The sequence below is a fragment of the Veillonella sp. ZSJB6 genome, from assembly GCF_051549505.1.
Lineage (GTDB): Bacteria > Bacillota > Negativicutes > Veillonellales > Veillonellaceae > Veillonella.
This window is the reverse complement of sequence record NZ_JBPUGE010000078.1, coordinates 1-263: the sequence shown is the minus strand read 5'-3', so window position 1 is coordinate 263 and position 263 is coordinate 1. Positions and strand designations below refer to the sequence as shown.

The following is a 263-nucleotide window of genomic DNA, read 5'->3' as shown; positions in this document are numbered from 1 at the left end:
GCAGGTCGAGATTCAGAAATTTTTCGAGAAGCCTTATTAGTTTCAGATAAGATTATCGTACCTACTCAAGCAAGTTTGCTTGACTTGGAGGTGATTCCTTATATTGCTGAAAAAGTCAAAGAGGCTCAGAAAAAAAATCCTTCGCTTAAAGCTGCTGTCGTCATTAATAAAGCTTCCGCAAATCCCAAAAATAATGAAGTTGCTCAAGCCCAAGAATACTTGTCAGACTATCCTATTCTAAAACTGGTTAAAACAGTGATTCA

At 36.9% G+C, this 263-nt stretch carries 1 pseudogene; it reads left to right on the top strand.

From position 1 onward, the window contains the following. Positions 1-263, top strand: a pseudogene (locus ACSV5T_RS09960) (hypothetical protein); the annotation flags it as partial.